Source organism: Pontibacter russatus, from assembly GCF_009931655.1.
Lineage (GTDB): Bacteria > Bacteroidota > Bacteroidia > Cytophagales > Hymenobacteraceae > Pontibacter > Pontibacter russatus.
In genome coordinates this window covers 736,955-756,794 of record NZ_CP047984.1, presented here as the reverse complement: position 1 = coordinate 756,794, position 19,840 = coordinate 736,955, and the positions used below count along the sequence as shown (strand labels likewise).

The window sequence follows — 19,840 nt, the reverse complement described above, 5'->3', positions numbered from 1 at the left end:
GAGTTAGAAATTTAGAAAATTATAGAGTTTGAGCGTTCTCATTCGAACAAAATAAATCATTGTATTCAAGCCATTTTTAGCGCATAGCTTCAGATAGCTGTACCACTCTAAACTTTCAAACTCACTTCAGTTTCACCAGCGTGGCGCCGTAGCCGAATTTCTCTTTGCGGGCATCCTCGAAAAACTTGATGCCTGGCATGCGGCTCAGCACTTTCTGCAGCTCTTTGCGCAGCACGCCGTTCCCGGCTCCGTGGATGAACACGATCTCGTGCATGTTGGAGGCCATGGCGCGCTCCAGGCTGTCCTGAAACTTCTCCAACTGCACTTTGAGGATGGCGCTGTTGCTCATGCCGCTAAAGTCGTCCACCAGTTTCTCGATGTGCAGGTCCACTTCGTGCTCCGGTGCCTGCAGCTTAAAATGCTCGTGCTGGGCTGTGGCCTCCAGCAGTTGCTCCGCGATCTTGTCTGTGTTTACTGCCACCGGCTTCTGGTCGAGTTGGAACAGATAAGCCTCTTTGTTGAGCACAGGCGCTGTTTTCCTGCTTTTGTAGAACGAGCTGGCCTTGAACTGCACCCGCTTTGTAACCGGCTCGTACAGGGTGGGGCTCCCGTTGCGGTGCTGGATGAACTGCACCAGCAGGCTGGGCCACCTCTCGAAGTCCTTCAGGTGGTAATGCGATATCACGCGCGTGGATTTGGGTGTCAGCCGGTCGTTCTGCAGCCCGCGGTACTTCCCTTCGCGCTCCTCGCCCGACGTAAACAGCACATCGTGGTCAGAGTTGTTGATGACCGTCACGGCCAGCAACTCATCCGACTGATGCACCAGCGCCAGGTAGATGCCCTGCGCCGCCAACAGCGGGGCGGCCGTCGCTTTTTTAGTTGCCGGCTGTATGCCTTCGTCCTTTTTCAGGTAAGTTTCCTCTTCCTTCGCAATCACCACCACCTCGCGGCGCGCCACCGGAATCGTGAAATCGTTGTCGATGGCTACTTCTACGATGTTATTATCTAAAATGCGGGTAATAATGCCCTCCTCGCGGCCCGACATCAACCGCACGCGGTCTCCTACGTTCATATTTTCGTTGTTCGTTTCTAGTTGTTTGTTGATGGCAGCTTATATATGGCTTTACGTGCTAAGCGCCTCAACATGGCTTTCGCAAAGGTACGGATTTATCAGGTCCGGTGCCCTAAGGCGGTAGTTTGCGTCTGAGAAGGCATATAAAATCAGAAATAGAGCGGGTGCAGTTTCAGGCCGCCTTGCCGGTTATACTCCAGCGCCGGTGCCGGCACTTTTATCATGCTGAGGATATATAAAGCCGTGTTCAGCACCTTGCTGCGGCCTCTGAAGTGCATCAGGTTCAGGTCGGGGCTGAGGTAGTACTGCCGGTGCGCCTGAAAGCCTGCGGCCTCGTTTCCAGGCTCGTGGTTATATACCATTTCCTCCGCGCCATATCCCACCGCGATGCTCAGCCACTTCGGGTACTTGCTTTCAGGCTTTAGGAACGCGCCTATATCTGCCGACAGCCAGTAGGTCTGGCCGTTGTAGTCTTTCAAAATTTGCTCGTGTAGCTCGCTGCCCAGCACGTTTGGACGCACAGCGGCGTAGCGGGTCGTGTGGAAGGAGAACTTGGGCATGATGCGGATATCGTGCCAGGCCAGTTGCTGGGCCACCACCGCGGCGGCCCCGGCCGTGTTCGCAAGCACATCGCTTACCGATGCGCCATACTCCGGCTGGTAGCCGTCGAAAATCTCAATCGGCGTCTGCAGCAGAATTCCCGTGAGGCCACCATACAAGATAGCTTTCTGCTCGGGCACACCCGCCCAGCGCAGCATGTCGATGCCCACGCGGCTCTGCTGGAAGGCTCCCCAGAAATGGCCCGCTTTGTCCATGTTGCGCCATTCGTGGCTGTCGTCGAAGAAATGGAAATCAGTGCGGTCTCCAGTGTACCAGGCCTTGTTCAGCGATACCAGCGTGGCGGTATAGGCCGCCCCAAAGCCAGCACCCACGGCTATCAGGCGGGGTTTGCTGAGGGTGGAAGTGTCTGGCTGCACCTGGGCCCGCGCCGCCACAGGCAGCACGAGCAGAAGCAGGCCGAGCAGGCGGTATAGCTTTCGGGTCATCCCACCAAAGGTACGCAATATGGAAGAAGGTAGCAGCAGTTAAGCAAAGCGACGGCGCGGGACTTCCAGGAATCACATAAAATTCCGGTGCCAAGGCGGGTGACGGATGATGTCCATATAGGGTGTCAGGATATAAAACGGAGGTTTTGGCGGCAGGTAAACACAGGATGCTTACAGGCAAATCTGTGTAATGCGCGGTGGCGGATTTGATTTTGTGCCGCGATTTGGTTGTCTTTGTAGAATATATGAACCCATTCTGCCAGGGGCGCTCCTGCATTGCGCGGATGCAGGGCCTAAAAACACTTGGTAGAGTGTCAATCACACCCTTATGTTTGTAGCGTTAAGTACCTTTACAATCGCCAATGAGATGGCGCCCCAGGTGAAAGAAGCCTTTATCAACAGGCCGCATTTTGTGGACAGCGCACCGGGTTTTATCCGGATGCAGGTGCTGAGCCCGCAGGAAAACCCGGATGAGATATGGATGATGACCTTTTGGGCAGGCGAGGAAAGCTACAACGCATGGTATAAAAACCACATGCAGGAGTCGCACCAGAACGTGCCGAAGGGGCTGAGGCTAGTGCCGCACAGCGCCAAAGTGCGCTTCTTCGAACAGATCTGCGAATAAAAAGAAAGACGCAGCGGGGTATCGCTCAACTGCTTCAGCCTGGCTTCTGCCTTTTGCAAATCTTTATATATAACTTTATATATGGGCGGCAGGTTTCGTTCAGTAAAGCATATAAAAGAAGTCTACCCTGCATAGGCGGTGCGGATTTGTTTTATCGATGACCTGTTATATATGGCCTGCCGCTCACTGCTCTATTGCTTAGCCGAAAAGGCTACGCAGGGTGACACGCTGGTACAGGCAATCCGCCGTGTTAAACCCTGCCTTCCCCGGGATAAACTACATCCTTATCTACATCGCAGCAGCTTTAGCAGCATACTTGCAAATGTGCTGCATGCATACTATTTTTGATTAAAGCAGCACGAGATGGCAGGTAGCCGATCAGTCGTCTTCGTAGTCGAGGCCCATCATCTTGTTGTAAGCCTGTTGCAGTTCTGAGAATGCGTGCATGTTGCCTTCGCGGCGGCTGATCTGCATGCCTTTTTTATATGTCTGCTCCGCCATATCGTTCTGCCCGGTTTCCTCGTACAGTTTAGCGGCGTGGTAGTAGGTGCCAACGTAGCTCTCGTGCTCAGCCAGTAGCTTCTCGTAATATTCACGAGCCTTTTCCGGATCCGCCTGCCGGTATTCCGTGGCGATGGCATATAGAAGGAAGGGGTCGTTTGGGTCATCTTTCAGAAACCCGTAGAGCTGTTCCAGTCTGCTTTCGTTCATTTCGTATTGGCTATATTTTAACTAACTTCGCACAAATCTAAAATTTAAAAAGCTAACATTTCTACCCATGAAAATATTAGTTTGCATCAGTAACGTACCGGATACCACGGCCAAAATAAATTTCACGGCTGATAACAAGGCTTTTGATAAAAATGGCGTGCAATTCGTGATAAACCCATGGGATGAGTATGCCCTGGCCAGAGCCATTGAGCTGAAAGAGGCCAAGGGAGGCACCGTAACGGTACTGAACGTGGGGGAGGCCGACACGGAGCCAAACATCCGCAAGGCGCTCGCCATCGGCGCAGACGATGCCATCCGGGTAAATGCTTTCCCGAAGGACTCTTTTTTCGTGGCGCAGCAGATTGCAGCCGTCGCAAAGGAAAACCAGTATGACATCATCCTGATGGGCAAGGAGTCGATTGACTACAACGGCTCGCAGGTACACAGCATGGTGGGAGAGTTGCTGGGCATACCGTCGGTGGTGCCGGCCTTTAAACTGGACCTGGTGGATGACAGCACGGCCCGCCTGGAGCGGGAGATTGAGGGGGGCAAGGAGATTGTGGAGGTAAAGCTGCCTTTCGTCGCAAGCGCCCAGCAGCCCATGTCGGAGCCGCGTATCCCGAACATGCGCGGCATCATGACGGCCCGCACCAAGCCCCTGAAGGCTGTGGAGCCGGTTGCTGCCGACGTGAAGGCCGATTACGTGGGCTACAGCAAGCCGGAGAAGAAAAGCGGGGTGAAGATGATAGCTCCCGAAAACGCCGGGGAATTGATTACACTTTTGAGAAACGAAGCTAAAGTACTATAAGCTATGTCTGTATTAGTATTTGTAGAAGGCCTCAGCGGAGAGATAAAAAAATCGTCGTTGGAGGCAGCCACCTACGGAAGTCGGGTGGCGCAGCAGCTGGGCACATCGGCCACGGCCGTAGCCATCGGGGAGGTGCATGAGGATGCCCTGGCAAAACTGGGGGAACAGGGGATATCAAAAGTTTTATATGACGGAGACTCCCGGCTGAACCAGTTTGTGGCCAATGCCTATGTGAAAGTAATCGCCAGTGCGGCAGCGCAGGAGGGCGCAAAGGTGCTGGTGTTCTCAAACTCCAACATCGGGGCGGCCATCGGGGCCAAACTGGCGGTGCGCCTGAACGGCTCGCTGGCAACCAACGTCACAACGCTGCCTAATATGGAAGGCGGGAGCTTTGTGGTGACGCGCGGCGTGTTCTCGGGCAAGGCATTTGCCGACGTGGCGCTCACAGCCGACCTCAAAATCATTGCCATCAAGAAGAATTCCATAGATATTACAGCTGGTAGCGGCACCGCCGCCGTAGAGAGTTTCTCAGCGGATCTGGCCGATGCCGACTTTGCCGGGGCACCGAAGGAAACCGTGATGCAGGAGACGGACGGCGTGCTGCTGCCCGAGGCATCCATTGTGGTGTCTGGTGGCCGCGGCATGAAAGGCCCTGAGAACTGGCACCTGATCGAGGACCTGGCCAGGGTGCTCGGCGCGGCCACGGCCTGCTCCAAGCCCGTATCTGACATGGACTGGCGGCCGCACCACGAGCACGTTGGCCAGACGGGGATCACGGTGAGCCCTGATTTATATATAGCCATCGGCATCTCCGGCGCCATACAGCACCTGGCCGGGGTTAACTCTTCTAAAGTGATTGCCGTTATAAATAAGGATCCGGAAGCGCCGTTCTTCAAAGCCGCAGATTACGGCATTGTGGGCGATGCGTTTGAGGTAGTGCCGAAACTGATAGAAGCTGCCAAAGCTTTAGACAAATAGAATAAAAGAAAACTGTGGAGAAAATTCAGTTAGAGATACTTGGTCTCTCATCAAGCCAGTCTCAGACAGGCTCTTTTGCGCTTGTGCTTGGGGAAAGAGACGGAAACAGGAGGCTGCCGATCATCATCGGCATGTTCGAGGCGCAGTCTATCGCCATCCAGATAGAGAAGATCAACCCCAACCGCCCCCTGACGCACGACCTGTTCAAGACTTTCGCCGAGCAGGTGGACGTGACGATAACAGAGATTCTGATATCAGACTTAAAAGAAGGCGTGTTCTACTCCAAGATTATGTGTACCGACGGCACCCGGGATTTTGAGCTCGACTCGCGCCCCTCCGATGCCATTGCCATCGGTCTCCGTTTCGGGGTACCCATATATACCGTGGAGAGCGTGCTGTCTGAGGCGGGCATCATCCTCAGCGACCTGGAGGACGAAGAGGAGGAATCGGATGAAATGGCTGTGAAGAGCACTCCCTCATCCGCTTCTTCAAGCGCCAGGGAGCCGCTTAACCAGACTTCGGTGGACGACCTGAACAAGATGTTGAACGAGGCGCTGGAGAAAGAGGACTATGAGCGGGCGGCAAAAATCAGGGACGAACTGAACAAGCGGAATTAAAACATAGGCCATATATAAAACAAAAAGGTCCTGCACCGTTGTGGTGCGGGGCCTTTTTGTTTTATAAGATATAACATCTACTTTTGGCAAATTTTTCCCCTCAGTATGTTTGACATTTTAAGAGGAGTCGTTGGCTTGCTTCTCCTGCTTGCGATTGCTTTCCTGTTCTCAAAAAACAAAAGATTGATTAACTGGAGGCTGGTTGTCTTCGGTGTTTTCCTGCAGGTGCTGTTCGGCGTGCTGGTGACGCAGGTGCCGCTGGTGGCGGATGGATTTGCGGTAGTGAGCCGCGGCTTTGTCATCTTTCTCGACTTCTCGCAGGCAGGGGCGGAGTTCCTTTTCGGCAACCTGGCCAACCCCGCTAACAACGGGGGGCTGGGCTATATATTCGCTTTCTCTGTTCTTCCCACCATCATCTTCTTCTCCACGGTCTCCTCCGGCCTCTACTACCTGGGTATTCTGCAGAAGATAGTATTCGGGATTGCCTGGGTCATGTCGAAGGGGATGCGGCTTTCGGGTTCTGAAAGCCTCTCTGCCGCCGGCAACATCTTTCTGGGCCAGACGGAGGCCCCCCTGCTGGTGCGACCGTTCATTGCCCGCATGACGCGCTCCGAGCTGATGTGCCTGATGACGGGCGGCATGGCCACACTGGCCGGCGGCGTGCTGGCCGCCTACGTGGCTTTTTTAGGGGGCGACGACCCGGCGCAGCGGGCCGTTTTCGCGGCGCACCTGCTCACCGCCTCTATCATGAACGCCCCGGCAGGCATTGTGCTGTCTAAAATACTGGTGCCGGAGACCGAGCCGGAGAAGATTACCACAAAACTCGAGATGAACGAGGAGCAACTGGGCGTGAACCTGGTGGACGCGCTTTCGAGGGGGGCGGCGGATGGCTTGAAGCTGGCTGCGAACGTGGGTGGCATGCTGCTGGCCTTCATCGCCGTGATTGCCCTCGTCAACTACCTGCTCACCGACCTGGTCGGAGACTGGACAGGCCTGAACGAATGGGTGGTCGCTTCCACCAGCGGCAGCTTCGACGGTTTCTCGCTGCAGTATATACTGGGGCAGATTTTCAGGATTTTCGCGTTTATCATGGGTGTGCCGTGGGTGGATACGCTGCAGGTGGGCAGCCTGCTCGGCCAGAAAACAGCCATCAACGAGTTTGTCGCCTACCTGGACCTGGCAGAGATGAAGGATGCGGGCACGCTGTCGCCGAAGGCTATCGTGATGGCGACCTACGCGCTCTGCGGGTTCTCCAACTTCAGCTCCATCGCCATCCAGATTGGCGGCATCGGAAGCATGGCGCCAAACCAGCAGGGCAACCTGTCGCGGCTGGGCTTTATCGCGCTGCTGGGCGCGTCGCTGGCCTGCATGATGACGGCCACCGTAGCCGGGATGCTGTTTGAGCTATAAGCGGCTGCTTTGCCTGCCCTATGTAAACGCGGAAGCCCGGTTGCTATAGCCGGGCTTCCGCGTTGATATGTTTATATAGGGAGTGTCAGGAAGGATGGTGGTGGCCTCCCCCGCCGTCCTCTACTTTCTTTGCGTCCCGCATCAGGCGGTTGGCGAAGATAAATTCATTCAGTTCCGGCACATCCGAGTCCATGATCTCGTCGCGGGTGCCTTCCCACACCTTTCTGCCCTGGTACAGGAACATGATGTTGTCGCCAATCTCGATGACGGAGTTCATGTCGTGCGTCACGATAATCGTCGTGATGTTGAACTCATAGGTGATTTCCTTTATCAGTTCGTCTATCTTCAGCGAGGTGAGCGGGTCTAAGCCGGAGTTGGGCTCGTCGCAGAAGAGGTAGGTGCAGTCCGGGGCAATGGCCCGTGCAATGCCCACGCGCTTCTTCATGCCCCCACTGATCTCGGAGGGCATCTTTTTGTTCGCGTCTTCGAGCCCCACGCGCTTCAGGCAAAAATTCACCCGGTCCATGCGCTCGCTCTTCGGCATGTCCGGCGTCAGCATCTTCAGCGGGAACGCCACATTCTCCTCCACCGTCATGGAGTCAAAGAGGGCGGAGCTTTGGAAGAGCATGCCAATCTTGCGGCGAATCTCCTGCCGGATATCCAGTTTGTTGTTGGTGAAGTAGGTGCCGTCGAAGGTGACGCTGCCGATGTCCGGCTTCACTAGGCCCACGATGCACTTCAGGAGCACGCTCTTGCCTGTGCCGCTGGCGCCCAGCAGCAGGTTGGTTTTGCCTGTCTCAAACACCCCGCTGATGCCGTCCAGCACCTTTACGTCGCCAAAGGTTTTATGTATGTTGTGGATCTCTATCATAAGTCAAGGGAAAAGCTCAGAGCAGCAGCTGCGCGCATATAAAGTCTGCGATCAGCACCGCTATCACACCGTTGGTCACGGCTGAGGTGCTGGCGGCGCCCACCTCCAGCGCCCCGCCCGACGTGTAGTAGCCTCTGAACGAGGAGATGGAGGATATCAGGAAAGCAAACACCACCGACTTAATCAGGGCGAACACGATGTTGTAAGGGATAAAGTCCTCGCGGATGCCCGTGACGTACTCCTGTGCCGTGAGCGCCCCCGACAGCGTGCCTGCCACATAGCCGCCCGCAATGGAAAGAAACATGGACAGAATCACAAGCAGCGGGAACATAAACAGCGAAGCAATTAATTTAGGAAGCACCAGGTAGGAGGCTGAGTTGATACCCATTACCTCCAGCGCGTCCACCTGCTCGGTTATCTGCATGGTGCCCAGGCCACCGGCAATGCTCGAGCCTACCTTGCCCGCCAATACAATGGAGGTGATGGTGGGGGCCAGCTCCAGTATCGTCATCTCGCGCACCATAAACCCAATGGTGGAGCGGGGGATGAGGGCGTTGTTGAGGTTGTAAGCCACCTGCACACACGTTACCGCACCGATGAACGTGCTGACGATGGCTACGATGGCGATGGAGTTGATGCCAATAAGAATGGCCTCGTCGATGGTTCTGTTGAATATGATGCGGGGCGATTCACTGCGCGTGAAAAGGCTCGACATAAAAAGTAGATACTTTCCGAATTGTTCAAGCATAGGGGGTTCAGTAGCCGTTTAATCATGCTAAAGTGCAGGATGATGAGCAAAAATAAGGTTTAATGCCTATATTACGCTTATTACGTTGAAAATCGCAAAACATACACGACGGCACATATTTATGCAACGATACATTCTGGTGACAGGCGGAACGAAAGGAATCGGCAGGGCCGTCATCGAGCTCTTCGCCAAAGAGGGATTCCACATCATCACCTGCTCCCGAAACGAAAAGGACCTGCAAAAGTTGAAGCTGGAGATTGAGCAGTCCTACACCTTCTCCAAAGTATTTTACCGGGAGGCCGACCTGAGCGACAGGAAGTCGCTGCAGTTGTTCCTGAAGTACGTGAAGGAACTGGGGGTGGAGGTGGAGGTGCTGGTGAATAACAGCGGCCTTTTCGTGCCGGGCAAGATAACGGAGGAGGACGACGAGACCCTGCCGTTCATGATCCAGACGAACCTGTACAGCGCTTACTACCTCACCAAGGGACTTGTTCCCGGCATGATCAAACGGCGCTCCGGCCATATATTCACGCTTTGCTCCACAGCCAGCATCACGCCCTATATAAACGGCGGGTCTTACTGCATCTCCAAGTTTGCGCTATATGGCATGACGAAGGTGCTGCGCGAGGAGCTGAAGGAGCACGGCGTGCGCGTGACGGCCATACTGCCCGGCGCTACCCTCACGGCCAGCTGGGAAGGGGTGGACCTGCCGCCGGAGCGATTCATCAAGCCGGAGGATGTGGCCAGGGCCATGTTCAACGCTTATGCGCTGTCAGAGAACAGTGTGGTGGAGGAGTTGCTCATCCGTCCACAGCTGGGCGACCTGTAGGCTTCCTCCAGGGATGCAGGCGGGCGTGTAGGGGAATAAAAAACATGGCGGTATATATAAGCCCAACAGTTTTTGAGGTCAAACAGGAAGCCTCGGCCATGCTGTAAGAGTGGTCCGGCTTTTGTAGCTTTGCGAGTCCAGCATCTTCACCGGAGCATGGCCGCTCTATACATAAATGCTTTTTACCTTGCGTTGGAGCAATCGCAGCGGTATATAGGCCTTGGTGCAATAGTGCCGCAAAGTTGGTGCCGTGGCCGGGGGAGCCTGGTTGCCGCAACCATGCCGCTAATTAATATAGGAAGAGCCGCTTTATTTTAATTTATATATACGTTGGCTGTTGAAGTAAAGAACCTTTCCAAGATATATGGCGCCCAGCACGCCGTGGACGATGTGTCGTTCTCAGTGGAGCAGGGGCAGATACTGGGTTTCCTGGGCCCGAATGGCGCCGGTAAGTCCACTACCATGAAAATCGCCACCTGCTACCTCCCGCCAAGCGCCGGCACTATTCTGGTGAACGGCCACGACGTGGTGCAGGACCCGATGGCGGTGCGCCGCAGCGTGGGCTACCTGCCCGAGCACAATCCCCTTTACCTGGATATGTATGTGCATGAGTACCTGCAGTTTGTGGCGGCCATATATGGCCTGAAGGGGAAACAGGCAAAGGCAAGGGTGCAGGAGATGGTGGAGTTGTGCGGCCTCACGCTGGAGCAGGGCAAGAAGATCGGCGCCCTTTCCAAAGGCTACCGGCAGCGGGTGGGGCTGGCGCAGGCGCTGGTACACGACCCGCCGGTGCTCATCCTCGACGAGCCTACCACGGGGCTCGACCCCAACCAGATTGTGGAGATCCGCTCCCTCATCAAGCGCGTCGGGCAAAACAAAACCGTTATTTTCTCCACCCACATCATGCAGGAGGTAGCCGCCATCTGCGACCGCGTGGTGATCATCAACCGGGGCAAACTGGTGGCCGACAGCGATGTGTCGGGGCTGCAGGTGGGTAACCGGCACGAGAAAGTGACGCTGGTGGAGTTTGAGCAGCCGGTGGAGGCGGAGGCGTTGCAGCATATACCGGGCGTGTTGCGCGTGGCGCTGGCGCATGGCCATACCTACCGGGTCACCTCCGAGCAGGAGGCCGACATCCGCTCCAACGTTTTCAGGATCGCGGCGGAGCGCAACTGGCCGCTGGTGGGGCTGCGGCAGGAGGAAAACTCCCTCGAGAAGATATTTCAGGAACTCACGAAATAATTAGAAATTCAAAATTAGAAATTAGAAATGGATGAAGTTAATCATGATTTCGCCTCTTATTCGGGCTGGGTATATGGAGACAATTTCTAATTTCTAATTCATAATTTTTAATTTGAAATAAATGCTCTCCATTTTAAAAAAAGAATTCAACGGTTTCCTCAATTCGCTGATTGCCTATATCGTCATCACCGTTTTTCTGGTGGCGATCGGCATGTTCATGTGGGTGTTTCCGGAGAGCAGCGTGCTGGAATACGGCTTTGCCGATTTGCAGACGCTGTTCAACATGGCGCCCTGGCTGTTCCTGTTCCTGATTCCGGCCATCACCATGCGCACCTTTGCCGAGGAAAAGCGGGAAGGAACCATCGAACTGCTCCTGACCAAACCGCTGACAGACATAGAGCTTATACTGGGGAAATACTTCGCGGCACTGCTGCTGGCGCTGTTCGCGCTGGTGCCCACGCTGCTCTACTATTACTCCGTATATGATCTGGGCAGCCCGCAGGGCAACATCGACTCGGCGGCCGTGGTAGGTTCTTATATAGGTCTGGTATTTCTGGCCGGCGTGTTTGCGGCCATCGGCGTGTTTGCCTCTTCCATCTCCGACAACCAGATTATCTCCTTCGTGGTGGCGGTGTTCCTGTGCTACATTATCTATACCGGCTTCGATCTGATTGCCTCCATTCCTATATGGGGCAGCTACGGGTACCTGATCAGTCAGTTGGGCATCTCCTACCATTATACCGCCATCAGCAAAGGCCTTGTCGATTCCCGGGATGTGCTATACTTCCTGAGCGTGATCGCGATCATGGTGCTGGCCACCAAACTTGTCCTGAAGAGCAGAAAATGGTAACAGCGAAAAACAAGAGCAAGCGCAGCAGCGACATCCTGAAATTTACAATTTGGGTGGCGGTCATTGTCCTGCTGAATGTGCTGGCCGCCGGTTTCTTCTTCCGCCTCGACCTGACGGAGGATAAGCGCTATACCATTGCCCCGGTGACCAAGCAACTGCTGGGCAACCTGCAGAACGAGGTGGTGGTGGACGTGTACCTGGCAGGAGATTTTCCGGCGGGCTTCAAGCGGCTGCAGCAGTCGGTGCGTGAAACGCTGGACGAGTTTCGCATCTACTCCGGCGGCAACCTGCGCTACAACTTCATCAACCCGAACGAGATTGCGGACGAGAAGCAGCGCAATGAGTTCTATACCTCGCTGGCCCAGAAGGGCATCATCCCCACCAACCTTAAGGCGACGGAAGACGGCAAGCAGGTGGAGCGCCTGGTGTTTCCGGGGGCGGTGGTGAAATACAATGGCAAAGAGACCGCCGTAAACTTGCTGAAGGGCAACCTCGCCGCACCGCCGGACGAGCGCCTGAACCAGTCAGTGGAGGGGCTGGAGTATGAACTGGCCACGGCCATCCGAAAAGTAGCCTTTCCGGCCGATAAGGTGATAGGCTATATAACAGGGCAGGGGGAACTGGAGATGCAGCAGGTGACGGACCTGCTCGGCTCGCTGCAGGAGTTTTACCGCGTGGCCAGAGGCGAGCTTTCCGAAATCCCGACGCTGGAGGGGCTCGACCTGATCATAGTGGCCAAGCCTACCGAACAGTTTACGGAGGCTGATAAATATAAAATCGACCAGTTTATCATGAACGGGGGCAAGGCCGTGTTTTTTGTGGATGCCCTGAACGTGAACATGGACAGCGTGGGTGGGGGCGGGATGTTTGCGATGCCTTACAACCTGAACCTCGACGACCTGTTTTTCCGCTACGGCCTGCGCCTGAACCCGACGCTCATCATGGACCTGAACTCCGGTTTTATACCCATGGTGACTGGCTACCTGGGCGACCAGCCCCAGACGGAGATGATTAACTGGCGCTTTTACCCGCTCCTGAACAATTTCAGCGAGCACCCCATCACCCGCAACCTCGACGCCGTTTACGCCAGGTTTGTAGGCACCATCGACACTGTGAAGGCGGAGGGCGTCCGTAAAACGCCGCTTATATATACCTCGCCCTACTCCAGGATATTGGAGCCGCCCGTGCCCGTTACCCTGGAGGAGGCGCGCATGGAGGTGAAGCCGGAGCAGTTTCAGGCGGGTCCGCAGGCGGTGGGCTACCTGCTGGAGGGGAAATTCACTTCCCTTTTCCGGAACCGGCGGCCACCGCAGGGCGTGCAAGACCAGCAGGTGAAGGAGCAGGGCGTAGAGTCCAAAATCGCTGTTTTCTCAGACGGGGACCTGGTGCGGAACGAGGTGAACCCGCGGACGGGGCAGGCCTACGAACTCGGCTTCGACCGCTACAACAACATCACGTTCTCTAACAAGGAACTGGCCCTAAACACCATTCATTACTTGCTCGACGCGGAGGGGCTGATAAACGTGCGCAGCAAGGAGATACAACTGCGGCCGCTGGATAAAGTGCGGGTGCAGGAAGAGAAAACCTACTGGCAACTCCTGAACCTGGTTGCGCCCATTGTGCTGCTTGGTTTGTTCGGGGTGGCACGGTATTATGTGCGCAAGCGCAAATACGAACGGTTTTAACTTTATCTTCCTGTGCTACAGCCCGGCAGCAAAAAGGAGCGGCGAAAGGCGTAGGAGAAATGCGAAATATTTATAACTTTGTCAGCATAACCTTATAGGTAGCATAATGAAATTCATCGTCTCTTCCTCAGCTCTCCTGAAGCAGCTGTCCAGCATAAACGGCGTGGTCACCAACAACCCGGTGGTGCCCATCCTCGAGAACTTCCTGTTTGAGATCAAAAACAGCACCCTCACCATCACAGCCAGCGACCTGGAGACATCCATGATAACCGAGCTGCCGGTGGAGGCGAAGGAGAATGGCCGCATCGCCGCGCCTGCCCGCATCCTGCTGGAGACACTGAAGAATCTGCCGGACCAGCCGGTGACCTTCACGATAGACGAGGAGACCTACACCATCGAGATCAGCTCCTCGAACGGCCGCTACAAGCTGTCCGGCGAGAACGCCACCGATTTCCCGCGTGTGCCGGTGGTGCAAGGGGCCAATGCCATTGAGATTCCTTCCAACGTGCTGGGCAGGGCTATCAACAAGACGATTTTTGCCGTGAGCAACGATGAGCTTCGCCCGGCCATGACGGGGATTTTCGTGCAGCTGCGCAACAACAACGTGACCTTTGTGGCCACGGACGGCCACCGCCTGCTGCGCTACCGCCGCACCGACGTGGGCACCGCGCAGGAGGCCTCGCTGATTATTCCGCGCAAGGCCTTTATGCTGCTGAAGTCTACGCTTCCTTCCGAGGCGACCACAGTGCGGATGGAGTTTAACCAGTCCAATGCCTTTTTCAGCTTCGATAACATCCGCATGATCTGCCGCCTGATTGACGAGCGCTACCCGGATTATGAGAATGTGATACCGGTGCAGAACCCGAACAAGCTCGTAATTGACCGCCAGGACCTGTTGAGCTCTGTGAAGCGTATTGCCATTTACTCCAATAAAACGACGCACCAGATACGCCTGAAGCTGAGCGGATCCGAGCTGCAGGTGTCTGCCGAGGACCTTGATTTCTCGAACGAGGCAAACGAGCGCCTGACCTGCCAGTATGAGGGGGAGGACATGGAGATTGGTTTCAACGCCAAATTCCTGATGGAAATGCTCAACAACATCGACTCTGACGAAATTACCTTTGAGCTGTCGACCCCGAACCGCGCCGGGCTGCTGATGCCAATCGATAGCGAGGACAGCGAAAACGTGCTGATGCTGGTGATGCCGGTGATGCTGAACAACTACGTTTAAGTACGGCTGAGCCGGAGCGGGACATATATATAAACATGTCCCTCTTTCATTGTGAAATACCAGATACTTGTGAACCCTATATAAAACAGGAGCAGCGGTCTATATGGACCGCTGCTCCTGTTTTATATAGGGATATCTGCTTTATAACATCCCTTGTGCAGCTACCATTGCTTTGGGCATTGCAGTTCTTCTGACAATTTCACATTCCCCTGCCATCCTGAAGGTGGTACATCCCGCACTTATTTAGGGGGGTCTTGTGAGCAAGTAGCATCTGCTTAACCTCCCTTCACACAAGATCTATCCAAGATGACTGCAACGTAAAGCCATTGTTTCTTTTTAGGAGAAAGAGGGTATATTAGGTTTAATGCCTCGACCAGCAGTAATCCTATCCTCCCTGTATTTACACAGGGAGGAAGCAAATTAACGCTCCCCTTACCGCTCCTTCCGCACCTGTATATATACCGGGAAATGGTCGCTGTAGCCGCCTATATAGATGTCGCCTGAGTACGTGCGGATGGGGGTGTCTTTGTACTTGCCGAAGAGGAACTTTATCTCCTCCGGATCGTGTACGGCGGCCGAGCCCCGCACATACTGCAGCCCTGCCTCCCCGTTCAGCAGCGCCTTGGAGATGAGTATCTGGTCCGGCATCTGCAAATCGTTGCGGTTGGCGTAGCTGCCCAGCCCGTTCACGTAAGGCAGGAAGTGCGTGTTAAAGAGCTCCTCCTTGTAAGAAGGGTTCGGCCTGCCGGTGGCTTTCAGCACCTCCTGCATCACCGGCGTCCGTGGTTCTGTCCCGAAATCGCCCAGCACAACTATTTTAACATTTTCGTCAGCAGTTTGTTGTTTGTCTATCTGTTGGCGGAGCACGGTGGCTGCCTTTCGGAGCCGGTTTTCCTCGGCCTTCTTTGCCTTGCTGCCTGCCGGTTCGGGCCAGTGGACCACATAAATGGTGACGGGCTCGCCCCGCAGTTCGCCCTTTACCTGCAGCACATCGCGGGAGGCAAAACCCTTCTCCCCAAAATCAATGCGGAATGTCTCGGTTTGGGTAGGCTTGAACAGTTTTGGCTGGTACAGCAGCGCAACATCCAGGCCCTGCGCGTCGGGCATGTCTTGGTGGATGATGCCGTAGCCGGCCCTGCGGAGGGGAGCAGCATTCACGAGGTCCTCCAGCACCTGCCGGCTCTCTATCTCGCCCAGGCCAATGACAGCAGGGCCGTCGCTGCCGCCTATGCCGCTTATGACGCGGGCTATATGCTTTAGTTTGGTCTGGTAGCGCTCCGCTGTCCAGGCCCGGGCACCGGTGGGCGTGTAGGCATCATCGTTGGTCTGCGGGTCATTCGTGGTGTCGAAAAAATTTCCGGTGTTGTAGAAGGCGATGGTTTGAAGCCGCCCTTTGCTTGAGATGGTGGGTAATCTAGAGCAGGCCAGCAGGGTGCTCAGGGTAAAAAGCAGGAAGAGGGTTTTAATTCCGTGTTGCATCGTTTAACTTTGTACGCATATATCTGAATACGCATATTACGAGATTCCTATTCTATAAAGTTTAAAAATTGATTAAATGAAGAAGTCTGAAATATACGTGAGCATCGCCTTAGACGATAACCGGGTGCCGGAGGCCATCAGTTGGCGGGCCACTGACGCGGGCGAGAAAATCCATTTTGCCAAGGCCATCAACATCTCGCTCTGGGACCGGGACGAGGCCGGTACCATGAAAATTGACCTGTGGACGAAGGACATGCCTGTGGATGAAATGAAGTATTTCTACATAGACACCATGGGTGCCATGGCCCAAAGCATCGCCACCGCCACCAGCGACCAGGTGATGGCCAAAAAGATGCGTGACCTCTGCGAAGAGCTGATGAAGCACGTGGAGGAGCAGCGCAGCCAGAACGGGTAAGCCGCTACCATCAAAACAGCAAAGCCGCCTATATCAGGCGGCTTTGCTGTTTATGGGATATATGGCTCAAAAATGAAGCTTTTTATAATCGCTTTTATGAGCGAATACTGCTCAAAAAAAACTTTAGCCATATTTCCTTTAAGAGCAGTTTGCAGTGCAAAGGATTAACTCTAAACAAGAACTTAAAAATGTTCATTACCTATTAATTGCGCTTAATTTTTTTAAGCTGGGTGTAACGGTTTCGGAGCGTAAAGTTTCAAACTGTTATCAAGGTTGTTAAAAGTATAAAACTCTAAGTTCGCACTTCAGCCCACCTGACGCAAAACCCGTGTTATGCGTTTGCCATTTATCTTATCCGTCAATCTCAAACATTAGCCCTTTCCTTAGCTCAACTTCTTTTGTCCTCAAGTAGTTTACATTATCCGAAATAAATTTGTCATCGAACAAGTTGTCATACCATAGATTATGAATCATGCAATACTCTGTGAAAAAAGAATGTTTATCATTTTCCCAGTCATTTCCATATTCACTTAGCCAATTATAGAACAATAAAATTTGCTCGTGATTAGATAACTGTGCTCTTAGTATTCTTAAATACCTCATTCTCTCATCATAGTCTGTCACAATAGAGCTGTTGGCAACGGATTTTACAGTCAAATATAAATGTCTGAAATAATGACCAAGTCTTTGAGCATGACCCGAAAACGGCTTGTAATTAAAGTACAGTTTTACGTAAGGCAAAAACTCTTTTCTTTCCTGATTTTTAGTTACAGAATCTTTGATTGGATTTTCGTGCCTTCGTCTTGCTATTTTAAGCAGCTCTACAAATGTAGTTTCTGTGGGATATGCTTTCTCATATCTATCCAAGCCGGAAAAGAATAATTGGTAACATTTCTGAAATCCCACTTTATCCAGTTTATTGTCTTTTGTATAAAGGCTAAGAATACACTCAAATTCCGTCTGCATTACAACAAAAAGCTTTCTTCCATCTGTTGTCTTTTCAAATCGCTTTAATTGCGTAGGGGTTTCTTCAAAATCATAGCCATTAATCTTCATTTCAATTATATTTTCTCGATGCAGTTTCAACATCTCATAGAACTGCGATTCAAATTGTTGTAATTGTATCTGTCTGTTCTGACTATTAATTTGCTCTTGTAATTGGTTCTTATTCTCCGCTTGCTCCAATAGAAATAATTCTCGTTGTTGGAGATTGGCTTTATATTGAATATAAAATGCAAGTCCAGTGACGATTACTCCAGCAAGTGTAATAAATGGGTTCATAAGTCCACCTATGGTGTCTCCTATTTGTCCTGTTTGCGTATAGTCGTAGTCACCATTTACTGCTACTCTTGTAAACAGGAAAGGAGAAACAAATGAAATCAGCATAAGTATAAATGCAAGAACCAAGAGAGCTTTGACTTTCCAGTCAAGATTTGTAATTTTTGATAAGGTATCATTCGTCACTGTTGCTTCGGTCTTTTGTCCCAAATTTTTCTGCTTGTAGAGCAAATAACAACATGTCAGACTAAGTCCAAGTATCGCTATTGTGTTTATGATTATATATGTTGTCATTTAGTTGTCTTGAGATGGTGACGTTTAACTTTTGTATAGTAGGAGCACTGCTCCTGCTATATGCATTATATGTGGACATGGTACTGCCTATTCTTTGGTTATTCTGATGCGCTTCCCTTACGTTAGAACCATTTGGCGCAATACGGGTTTCTCCTGATCAAGATAAAGAGCATCGGCCAAGGCTCCTAATCAGATCCATAAAAGTATATATAACGCAGAACTGCTTCGTGTCCTCCTGCTTCGCATCAAAAGCAAAGGAAGCCCTGGGGCTCCCGTCCCACGAAGCAATGCCGTTACTGCGTTGCTGCTTAAGCCAGGAACTCCACTCTTTCCCGATGCTCCGGTACATTTGGGGATATATAGCAGAAAGCAGCGCCGTTGTCAGGTATTTTTGGGCACTTTATATATACCACACGTTCTCAGGGGCCACGGCTATATAAACGGTATCGCCTTTGGCGGCTTTGCTTTCGGCTGCTTTCACCTTGATAGTGGCTTCCGGGAGCAGTACTTCCAGCTCGTAATAGCTGCCGAAGAAGTTCACCTGCCGCACCTTTCCCGCAACACCCTGGTTTTCTTCTGTCACCAGCCGGATGTGCTCCGGCCGGAGAAGCATGTTTTTTCCGTTGAGGACAATGCCCGGCAAGCGGGAGAAAGCCTGTCCTTGAGAGGGGCTCAGCAGGTTGTAGTTCCCAAACAGACCGGCTATATAGGCGTTGGCGGGCTGCTGGTAAATCTGCACGGATGTTCCCTGCTGCAGCACCTGCCCGGCTTTCATCACCAGTATTTCATCGGCCCACGAGAGCGTGTCCAGCGGGTCGTGGGAGACAAGGGTGCAGGTGATGTTCAGCTCCTCGCCGATGTCGCGGATAACAGATTTGAGGATCGCCTTGTGGCCCATGTCGAGGTTGGAGTAGGGCTCATCGAGCAACAGCAGCCGGGGCGAGGCGGTGAGGAGCCGGGCCAGCGCAATCCGCTGCCGCTCCCCACCGGAGAGGTGGTCTGTCCGCCGCGGCAGCAAATGGCTGATCCGGCACACGTCATACAGTGTCTCCGCCTCCTCTTCCGATAAGGTGTTCGCATACCGGAGCACCTGCTCTACCCGCAACGATTTGGGCAGCTCAAACTGCTGCGACAGGTACGCGATGCCGGGGTGGCCCGGCACCAGCTTCTCGGCCGGGCCTTTTACCCTTATCCCTTCAAAAAACACATCCCCCGCACTGGGCTGTATATAGCCGGCAATAATTTTCAGAAGCGAACTCTTGCCCGAACCCGTCTCCCCGGCAATAGCGATTTTCTGGAACGCCTGCTGGGTAAAGCTGATATCTTTCAGGATGAAATCGCCTTCTTCCTGCAAACTGATACCGGAAACTTGTAGTAAACTCATAAGATTAAAGCGCCTGCCTCGCGGCTTCCGGCATCGTGCATTTGGGGAACCCCTGCTGTTTCTGAACAAACCCATATATAAGCCGCTTCGCTTCGGATGGAATCAAACGGGAAGGAAAAAACTTATACAGGACAAAGATACGCAAACTCTGGAGGTATATAGGATGGCCTGCAAAGCGGCGCGTGCATCATTTCCAGGTTGGCGCGGGATGCTTCTTTAAAATGGATTATGTATCTTTTAGCCTTGAAATTTTGAGAATCGTCTACT

General features: G+C 53.2%; 19 protein-coding genes. 11 read left to right on the top strand and 8 right to left on the bottom strand.

Annotated features, from left to right (window positions below; genetic code table 11):
• Positions 1 to 121: 121 nt before the first annotated feature.
• Positions 122 to 1,072 (bottom strand): Smr/MutS family protein, encoded by a 951-nt coding sequence (locus GSQ62_RS03120; RefSeq protein ID WP_161888156.1) that lies wholly within the window; start codon positions 1,070 to 1,072, stop codon positions 122 to 124.
• 149 nt (positions 1,073 to 1,221) lie between these two features.
• Positions 1,222 to 2,118, bottom strand: a complete 897-nt coding sequence (locus GSQ62_RS03115; RefSeq protein ID WP_161888155.1) for a DUF2279 domain-containing protein — start codon at positions 2,116 to 2,118, stop codon at positions 1,222 to 1,224.
• 328 nt (positions 2,119 to 2,446) lie between these two features.
• On the opposite strand from GSQ62_RS03115, the gene GSQ62_RS03110 reads away from it, so the two are divergent.
• Positions 2,447 to 2,743 (top strand): antibiotic biosynthesis monooxygenase family protein, encoded by a 297-nt coding sequence (locus GSQ62_RS03110; protein ID WP_161888154.1) that lies wholly within the window; start codon positions 2,447 to 2,449, stop codon positions 2,741 to 2,743.
• Between the two features lie 378 nt (positions 2,744 to 3,121).
• On the opposite strand, the gene GSQ62_RS03105 is transcribed toward GSQ62_RS03110, so the two are convergent.
• Positions 3,122 to 3,454: a heme biosynthesis protein HemY gene (locus GSQ62_RS03105; RefSeq protein WP_161888153.1), complete on the bottom strand. Its 333-nt coding sequence runs from the start codon at positions 3,452 to 3,454 to the stop codon at positions 3,122 to 3,124.
• Positions 3,455 to 3,521: 67 nt separating this feature from the next.
• Between GSQ62_RS03105 and GSQ62_RS03100 the strand changes: the two genes are divergently transcribed.
• The 4 genes from GSQ62_RS03100 (at position 3,522) to GSQ62_RS03085 (ending at position 7,267) form a co-directional block, all read left to right on the top strand.
• Positions 3,522 to 4,262, top strand: a complete 741-nt coding sequence (locus GSQ62_RS03100) for an electron transfer flavoprotein subunit beta/FixA family protein (RefSeq protein ID WP_161888152.1) — start codon at positions 3,522 to 3,524, stop codon at positions 4,260 to 4,262.
• 3 nt (positions 4,263 to 4,265) lie between these two features.
• On the top strand, positions 4,266 to 5,240 hold the full coding sequence (locus tag GSQ62_RS03095; protein WP_161888151.1) for an electron transfer flavoprotein subunit alpha/FixB family protein: 975 nt from the start codon (positions 4,266 to 4,268) through the stop codon (positions 5,238 to 5,240).
• A gap of 14 nt (positions 5,241 to 5,254) precedes the next feature.
• Positions 5,255 to 5,857 carry a bifunctional nuclease family protein gene (locus GSQ62_RS03090; RefSeq protein WP_161888150.1) on the top strand — a complete coding sequence of 201 codons (603 nt, stop codon included), beginning with the start codon at positions 5,255 to 5,257 and terminating at the stop codon, positions 5,855 to 5,857.
• A 105-nt stretch (positions 5,858 to 5,962) separates the two neighbouring features.
• Positions 5,963 to 7,267, top strand: coding sequence for a NupC/NupG family nucleoside CNT transporter (locus GSQ62_RS03085; RefSeq protein ID WP_161888149.1), 1,305 nt, complete (start codon positions 5,963 to 5,965; stop codon positions 7,265 to 7,267).
• A gap of 85 nt (positions 7,268 to 7,352) precedes the next feature.
• On the opposite strand, the gene GSQ62_RS03080 is transcribed toward GSQ62_RS03085, so the two are convergent.
• Together GSQ62_RS03080 and GSQ62_RS03075 are read right to left on the bottom strand one after the other, a co-directional pair.
• Entirely contained in the window at positions 7,353 to 8,138 is a 786-nt protein-coding gene (locus GSQ62_RS03080) for an ABC transporter ATP-binding protein (RefSeq protein WP_161888148.1), read from the bottom strand.
• 16 nt (positions 8,139 to 8,154) lie between these two features.
• Positions 8,155 to 8,886 (bottom strand): MlaE family ABC transporter permease, encoded by a 732-nt coding sequence (locus GSQ62_RS03075; RefSeq protein WP_161888147.1) that lies wholly within the window; start codon positions 8,884 to 8,886, stop codon positions 8,155 to 8,157.
• 121 nt (positions 8,887 to 9,007) lie between these two features.
• On the opposite strand from GSQ62_RS03075, the gene GSQ62_RS03070 reads away from it, so the two are divergent.
• From GSQ62_RS03070 to dnaN, 5 genes are all read left to right on the top strand, one after another.
• Positions 9,008 to 9,715, top strand: a complete 708-nt coding sequence (locus GSQ62_RS03070; RefSeq protein WP_161888146.1) for an SDR family oxidoreductase — start codon at positions 9,008 to 9,010, stop codon at positions 9,713 to 9,715.
• A 330-nt stretch (positions 9,716 to 10,045) separates the two neighbouring features.
• Positions 10,046 to 10,957: a gliding motility-associated ABC transporter ATP-binding subunit GldA gene (gene gldA / locus GSQ62_RS03065; protein WP_161888145.1), complete on the top strand. Its 912-nt coding sequence runs from the start codon at positions 10,046 to 10,048 to the stop codon at positions 10,955 to 10,957.
• Between the two features lie 121 nt (positions 10,958 to 11,078).
• A complete protein-coding gene (gldF, locus tag GSQ62_RS03060) occupies positions 11,079 to 11,807 on the top strand; it encodes a gliding motility-associated ABC transporter permease subunit GldF (protein ID WP_161888144.1) in 729 nt (242 codons plus the stop codon).
• The gene (gldG, locus tag GSQ62_RS03055; protein ID WP_161888143.1) at positions 11,801 to 13,492 is read left to right on the top strand and encodes a gliding motility-associated ABC transporter substrate-binding protein GldG; all 1,692 of its coding nucleotides are present in this window, start codon (positions 11,801 to 11,803) and stop codon (positions 13,490 to 13,492) included. Before gldF ends, gldG begins: the two co-directional genes overlap by 7 nt.
• A 106-nt stretch (positions 13,493 to 13,598) precedes the next feature.
• A complete protein-coding gene (gene dnaN / locus GSQ62_RS03050; protein ID WP_161888142.1) occupies positions 13,599 to 14,723 on the top strand; it encodes a DNA polymerase III subunit beta in 1,125 nt (374 codons plus the stop codon).
• A 432-nt stretch (positions 14,724 to 15,155) separates the two neighbouring features.
• On the opposite strand, the gene GSQ62_RS03045 is transcribed toward dnaN, so the two are convergent.
• A complete protein-coding gene (locus GSQ62_RS03045; RefSeq protein WP_161888141.1) occupies positions 15,156 to 16,202 on the bottom strand; it encodes an endonuclease/exonuclease/phosphatase family protein in 1,047 nt (348 codons plus the stop codon).
• Positions 16,203 to 16,278: 76 nt separating this feature from the next.
• Here GSQ62_RS03045 and gldC point away from each other — a divergent pair, with 76 nt between their 5' ends.
• A complete protein-coding gene (gene gldC, locus GSQ62_RS03040; protein WP_161888140.1) occupies positions 16,279 to 16,617 on the top strand; it encodes a gliding motility protein GldC in 339 nt (112 codons plus the stop codon).
• A gap of 351 nt (positions 16,618 to 16,968) precedes the next feature.
• On the opposite strand, the gene GSQ62_RS03035 is transcribed toward gldC, so the two are convergent.
• Together GSQ62_RS03035 and GSQ62_RS03030 are read right to left on the bottom strand one after the other, a co-directional pair.
• On the bottom strand, positions 16,969 to 18,105 hold the full coding sequence (locus GSQ62_RS03035; RefSeq protein ID WP_161888139.1) for a putative phage abortive infection protein: 1,137 nt from the start codon (positions 18,103 to 18,105) through the stop codon (positions 16,969 to 16,971).
• Positions 18,106 to 18,589: 484 nt separating this feature from the next.
• The gene (locus GSQ62_RS03030; RefSeq protein WP_161888138.1) at positions 18,590 to 19,573 is read right to left on the bottom strand and encodes an ABC transporter ATP-binding protein; all 984 of its coding nucleotides are present in this window, start codon (positions 19,571 to 19,573) and stop codon (positions 18,590 to 18,592) included.
• Positions 19,574 to 19,840 lie beyond the last annotated feature (267 nt).